The sequence below is a fragment of the Pseudacidovorax sp. genome, assembly GCF_017991995.1.
In the GTDB taxonomy this organism is placed as follows: Bacteria; Pseudomonadota; Gammaproteobacteria; order Burkholderiales; family Burkholderiaceae_C; genus Xenophilus.
This window is the reverse complement of sequence record NZ_JAGOPN010000001.1, coordinates 518544-524611: the sequence shown is the minus strand read 5'-3', so window position 1 is coordinate 524611 and position 6068 is coordinate 518544. Positions and strand designations below refer to the sequence as shown.

Sequence of the window (6068 nt, the reverse complement as noted above, 5' to 3'; positions counted from 1 at the left end):
CTGCACTCGGCGCTGGGCTACGTCCCACCCAACGAATTCGAAGATCAACTCGCCCGGCAAGCAGCTTAGTTCTGTGCCACCTCTGTGGTCCAGCCGCAGGGGTTCACTCCACGCAGCGCGAAGCGCGGAGCGAGTTACGCCGCGCGCTCATCCGGCGAGCACCGCAGGTTCCGCGAGCGTTCAGCGAGCGGCGCAGGCTGTGGGCGAGGCGGGCCGGGCGGGCCGGGGCCGGCGGAGCCTCCAGCGCCCACGAACCGACCTCCAAAGACACCCGCCGACGAATCAGCCGCGCCACGGGCCTCGGCGGGGAATTGACGACAGGCTCATGGCGCGACCACGGCACGCCCTCACCGCGAGCCTACTGGCGGACAAACCGCAACGCCCCGAGGCTCAGGACCCGATGCCTTCCAGCGCCTCGGACAGTTCCAGCCAGCGCTCCTCCATCGCCTCGATCTCGTCGCCGAGCTGCTTGAGGCGTTTGCCGGCTTCCGCGATCTCCGCTGGCGGCAGCGGGCTGGCGAGGCGCGCTTCCAGTGCGCTCTTCTCGGCGTTGGCCTGGGCCATGCGCTGGTCGAGACTTGCCAATTCCTTGCGCAGCGGACGACTTTGCTCGGCTAGGCGCTGGCGCTCGCGGGCGTCGTTCTGGCGCTGCGTGCGGCCGTCCACGGAGGGTGCCGCCGATGTCGACACGGTGGCAGGAGAAGCGGTCGCGACGGGTGCTGTGGCGGATGCCATCGGCACCGCAGCCTTGGCAGGAGCAGGCGCTGCGGCGGCCGCGGACGCGGCCACCTCCGCCGCATTCGCCTGCTTGGCTTCTTCGCGCAATCGCTTCGATTCGTCCAGCAGATAGCGCTGGTAGTCGTCCAGGTCGCCGTCGAAGTCGCGCACCTCGCCACGGCCCACCAGCCAGAACTCATCGCACACGGTGCGCAGCAGGGCGCGGTCGTGGCTCACCAGCATCAGCGTGCCTTCGAACTCGTTCAGCGCCATGGCCAGGGCCTCGCGTGTCGCCAGGTCCAGGTGGTTGGTCGGCTCGTCCAGCAGCAGCAGGTTGGGGCGCTGCCACACCATCATGGCCAGCACCAGGCGCGCCTTCTCGCCACCGCTCATGGTGCCGACCGGCTGCTTGACCATGTCGCCGCTGAAGTTGAAGCTGCCCAGAAAGCCGCGCAGGTCCTGCTCGGTGCGGGCGGCCGGCGCGGCGGAGCCCAGCTCGCGCGCCAGGCGCACCATGTGCTCCAGCGGGTTGCTGGTCTCATGCAGCACGTCCAGCTCCTGCTGGGCGAAGTAGCCGATCGCCAGGCCCTTGCCTTCGGTCACGGTGCCGGAGACCAGCGGCAGGTCGTGCGCCACCGTCTTCACGAAGGTGGACTTGCCCTGCCCGTTGGCGCCCAGGATGCCGATGCGCTGGCCGGCCAGCACGCCGCGGCTCACGCCCGACAGGATGGTGGTGGCGCTGCCGTCTTCCTGCATGTAGCCGAAGCTCGCATTCGTGATGCTGAGCATCGGATTGGGCAGGTTGGCCGGCTCCTTGAAGCTGAAGGTGAACTCGGCCTCGGCCAGCAGCGGCGCCACGCGTTCCATGCGGGCCAGGGCCTTGACCCGGCTCTGCGCCTGTTTGGCCTTGCTGGCCTTGGCCTTGAAGCGGTCGATGAACTTCTGCAGGTGGGCGATCTTTTCCTGCTGGCGTTCGTGGGCGATCTGCTGCTGCTCCATGCGCAGCGCGCGCATGTCCTCGAACTTGCTGTAGTTGCCGCCGTAGCGTGTGAGCTTGGCCTGCTCGATGTGCACGGTGACGTTGGTCACGGCGTCCAGGAACTCGCGGTCGTGGCTGATGACGAGCATCGTGCCGTCGTACTTCTGCAGCCAGGCTTCGAGCCAGACCAGGGCGTCCAGGTCCAGGTGGTTGGTGGGCTCGTCCAGCAGCAGCAGGTCGCTGGGGCACATCAGCGCGCGGGCCAGTTGCAGGCGCATGCGCCAGCCGCCGGAGAAGCTGTTGACCGGCCGGTCCAGCTCGTGCAGCTTGAAGCCCAGGCCCATGATGAGGGCCTGCGCCCGCGGCACGGCGTCGTGCTCGCCGGCATCGGCGATGTCGCTGTAGGCCTGGCCCAGGGCCATGCCGGCATCGGCATCGTCGGGGTTGGCGGCGTGCAGGGCCTCGGCGGTGGCCAGGGCCGCGCGGGCCTCGGCCAGGCGGGTGTCGCCGGCCACCACGAAGTCGGTGGCCGAGTCTTCCGTCTCGGGCATGTGCTGGGCCACCTGGGCCATGCGCCATTGCTTCGGGATGCTGAAGTCGCCGCCGTCCTCGTGCAGGGTGCCATTGAGGAGGGCGAACAGGGTGGACTTGCCGGCACCGTTGCGGCCGACCAGACCGACCTTCTCGCCGGGGTTGAGGGTGACGCTCGCGCTGTCGAGCAGCACCTTGGTGCCGCGGCGCAGGACGACGTTGTTCAGGATGATCATGAGTGGGCGACGAGGGCGTCGCGGGTCAGCAGCAGCACCTGGTCGTCGCCGGCGCTGGTCGAGAGCCAGACGGCCTCGAGGTGGGGAAAGGCGGCCTCGAAGAAAGGCCGCTCGTTGCCGATCTCCAGCACCAGCACGGCGTGTTCGCTCATGCGGGTGGGGGCATCGGCGAGCAGGCGGCGCACGAAGTCCATGCCGTCGGCGCCGCCGGCCAGCGCCAGTTCGGGCTCGGCGCGGTATTCCTGCGGCAGCGCGGCCATGCTGGCGGCGTTGACGTAGGGCGGGTTGCACAGGATCAGGTCGTACACGCCATCGACACCTGCCAGCCCGTCGGACTGCAGCAGACGCACGCGGGCATCGAGCTGATGACGCGCGACGTTGATGGCCGCCACTTCCAGCGCCTCGGGCGAGATGTCGGCGGCATCGACCTGCACCTCCGGCCAGGCCAGGGCGGCCAGCACGGCCAGGCTGCCGTTGCCGGTGCACAGGTCCAGCACGCGCTGCGTGTGCTCGCCCAGCCAGTTGTCGATGCTCGCGTCGGCCAGCAGTTCGGCGATGAAGCTGCGCGGCACGATGGCGCGCTCGTCCACGTAGAAGTCCACGCCCTGCAGCCAGGCCTCTTTGGTCAAGTAGGCGGCAGGCTTGCGGGTGGCGATGCGCTCGTCGACCAGCGCGCGCACCTGCGCCGCGGCGCCGGGCGCAACGGGGCGCTCGGCGTTCTCGTCCAACTGGTCCAGCGGCAGGCGCAGGCGCCACAGCACCAGCCAGGCGGCCTCGTCGAAGGCGTTGGTGGTGCCATGGCCGAAGGCGACGCCGGACTCGGCCAGTCGTTGCTCGGCCTCCTGCACCAGGGCCATCACCGTCAGGGCGGTGTCTTCAGACATGGGCGACGGCCTCCAGCCGCTCGATGGTGCGGCGGTACATGTTCTTGAGCGTCTCGATGGCCGCGACCTCGATGTGCTCGTCGATCTTGTGGATGCTGGCGTTGACCGGGCCCAGTTCCACCACCTGCGCGCAGACCTTGGCGATGAAGCGCGCATCGCTGGTGCCACCGCTGGTGGAGAGTTCGGTTTCGATGCCCGCCTCATCGCGGATGGCCGCCTGCACGGCCTCGACCAGCGCGCCCGGCGTGGTCAGGAAGGGCAGGCCGCCGATGGTCCACTTCAGGTCGTATCCGACGCCGTGCGCATCCAGCACCGACTGCACGCGCTGCTGCAGCGCCTCGGCCGTGACCTCGGTGGAGAAGCGGAAGTTGAAGTCGATGACCGCATGGCCCGGGATCACGTTGCTCGCACCCGTGCCCGCATGGATGTTGCTGATCTGCCAGCTGGTCGGCTGGAAGTAGGGGTTGGGCTTCGGGTCCCAGCCGCCGGCGGCATTGATGGCCACCAGCTCGGCCAGTGCAGGCGCGAAGGCATGCACCGGGTTCTTCGCCAGGTGCGGATAGGCGATGTGGCCCTGCACGCCATGCACCGTCAGCTTGCCGCTCATGGTGCCGCGGCGGCCGTTCTTGATCATGTCGCCGCAGCGGCTGACCGAGGTGGGCTCGCCGACGATGCAGTAGTCCAGCCGCTCGCCCCGCGCCGCCAGCTGATTGCAGACCACCACCGTGCCATCGACGCCGGGGCCTTCCTCGTCGCTGGTCAGCAGCAGGGCCAGGCGAAGCGTGGGGTCGGGATGGGCGGCCAGGAATTCCTCGATGGCGACGACGAAGGCCGCCAGCGAACTCTTCATGTCGCAGGCCCCGCGGCCGTAGAGCTTGCCGTCGCGATGCGTCGGGGTGAAGGGCGGGCTGGTCCACTGCTCCAGCGGCCCGGTGGGTACCACGTCGGTGTGGCCGGCGAAGACCAGCGTCGGCGCCGTCGGCGCGCCGCGCACCGCCCACAGGTTGGTCACGCGGAAGTCGTCGGGCCCGCTCGCGATGGTCTCGAGCGTGAAGCCCAATGGGGCCAGGCGTTCGCCCAGGATCTGCTGGCACTGCGCGTCCTCGGGCGTGACGGAAGGGCAGGCGATCAGTTCTTCGGCGAGTTGCAGGGTTCGGGTCATGGCAATGGCGGAAAGAAAGGGACGCCATGAGCTTTGGTGTCCCCGAAAAAATGGTTAGGGCACAGGCCCTTGGCGCGAGCGATCCGGCGCGCGGACGAAAGCGCCAGAAGCCGCAATTTATCGAGTCATCAGAAGGCCGCGGAGCAGGCCACCCCAGAGCACCCGAGGAACTGGCTTCGCCAGGCCTCTGGGTGCGCCCCCCTCCAAGCCGAAGGCGCAAGAGAGGGGCTGAGGGCCGCGGCTCCGAGCCTGCCTGTGCAGGCTTGGACGTGCCCGAAGAGCAGCCGCCTCTGGCGGCCGCCCGGAGCCGCGAAGCGGCATGGGGGGTGAACGCTCATCACCCCGGATGCACGTCCAGCGTGATGTCCGTGAACGTCGGCGCCTCGGTCTGCTGCATCAGCGGGGGCTCGGCCTTGCCGGGCTCGCGCGGACGGTTTTCGTTCTGCAGCCGCCACATCAGGTTCGCGGGCGAGTCGGCGTGCACCAGGGCCTCGTCGCGGCTGACCTTGCCCTCCAGCACCAGCCGGGCGATCGCTTCCTCGAAGGTCTGCGAGCCCTCGGCCATGGAGTGTTCCATGGCGTCCTTGATGCCGTCGAAGTCGCCGCGCTCGATCAGGTCGCGCACCAGCGCCGTGTTGAGCATCACCTCCACCGCCGGCACGCGCGCACCCTGCGGCGTGCGCAGCAGGCGCTGGGCGATCACGGCGCGCAGGCCGCTGGCCATGTCGTTGAGCAGCGTCGAGCGCACTTCCAGCGGGTAGAAGCTCTGGATGCGGTTGAGCGCGCGGTAAGCGTTGTTGGCATGCAGCGTGGCCAGCACCAGGTGGCCCGACTGCGCATAGGCCAGCGCGGCGCTCATGGTCTCGCGGTCGCGGATCTCGCCGATCAGGATCACGTCGGGCGCCTGGCGCAGCGCGTTCTTCAGGGCGGTCTCCAGCGTGGCCGTGTCGTGGCCCACTTCGCGCTGGTTGACCACCGACTTCTTGTTCTGGAAGGCGAACTCGATGGGCTCCTCGATGGTGAGAATGTGGCCGGGCGTGCTCTCGTTGCGCAGGTCCAGCATCGAGGCCAGCGTGGTCGACTTGCCCGAACCCGTGGCGCCGACCATCAGGATCAGCCCGCGGCGCTCCATGACCAGCGTCTTGAGCACCGGCGGCAACGCCAGCGTGTCGAAGGGCGGCACGGTCACGGGGATGAAGCGCACCACCACGGCGCAGCTGCCGCGCTGGCGCATCGCGCTCACCCGGAAGCTGCCCACGTCGCGCAGCGGCACGGCGGTGTTGAGCTCGCCGGTGCGCTCGAACTCGGCCATGCGTTTCTCGTCGATGATCTCCCGCAGCAGTTCCAGCGGCGCCGACACGGGCAGGATCTGGCCGTTGATCGGCATGCACTGGCCGTTGATGCGGATCAGCGCGGCAGCCTTCGGCGACAGGTAAACGTCGGAGGCCTGGCGTTCGGCCATCAGTCGAAGAATGCGCTCCATCGTTCCCATGGCGGCTCCAGAGTAATACGGCGTGTGGTGGTGGGGCTTGCAAGAAAAAGGCCGCCCGCAGGCGGCC

Annotated in this window: 4 protein-coding genes; all 4 read right to left on the bottom strand. The window is 69.0% G+C overall.

What is annotated here, in order from left to right; all coding sequences use genetic code 11:
* Positions 1-390: 390 nt before the first annotated feature.
* Positions 391-2463 carry an ATP-binding cassette domain-containing protein gene (locus KBC94_RS02410; protein ID WP_294365919.1) on the bottom strand — a complete coding sequence of 691 codons (2073 nt, stop codon included), beginning with the start codon at positions 2461-2463 and terminating at the stop codon, positions 391-393.
* Positions 2460-3347, bottom strand: coding sequence for a 50S ribosomal protein L3 N(5)-glutamine methyltransferase (gene prmB / locus KBC94_RS02405; RefSeq protein ID WP_294365917.1), 888 nt, complete (start codon positions 3345-3347; stop codon positions 2460-2462). Before prmB ends, KBC94_RS02410 begins: the two co-directional genes overlap by 4 nt.
* Positions 3340-4509 carry a succinyl-diaminopimelate desuccinylase gene (dapE, locus tag KBC94_RS02400; RefSeq protein ID WP_294365915.1) on the bottom strand — a complete coding sequence of 390 codons (1170 nt, stop codon included), beginning with the start codon at positions 4507-4509 and terminating at the stop codon, positions 3340-3342. The genes prmB and dapE overlap by 8 nt, the downstream gene beginning before the upstream one ends.
* Positions 4510-4846: 337 nt before the next feature.
* Positions 4847-6001 (bottom strand): PilT/PilU family type 4a pilus ATPase, encoded by a 1155-nt coding sequence (locus tag KBC94_RS02395; RefSeq protein WP_294365913.1) that lies wholly within the window; start codon positions 5999-6001, stop codon positions 4847-4849.
* Positions 6002-6068 lie beyond the last annotated feature (67 nt).

Bases quoted from the DNA above. Each gene is read 5' to 3' on its own strand.
- prmB (WP_294365917.1), bottom strand. From the start codon at position 3,347: ATGTCTGAAGACACCGCCCTGACGGTGATGGCCCTGGTGCAGGAGGCC.
- KBC94_RS02410 (WP_294365919.1), bottom strand. From the start codon at position 2,463: ATGATCATCCTGAACAACGTCGTCCTGCGCCGCGGCACCAAGGTGCTG.
- KBC94_RS02395 (WP_294365913.1), bottom strand. From the start codon at position 6,001: ATGGGAACGATGGAGCGCATTCTTCGACTGATGGCCGAACGCCAGGCC.
- dapE (WP_294365915.1), bottom strand. From the start codon at position 4,509: ATGACCCGAACCCTGCAACTCGCCGAAGAACTGATCGCCTGCCCTTCC.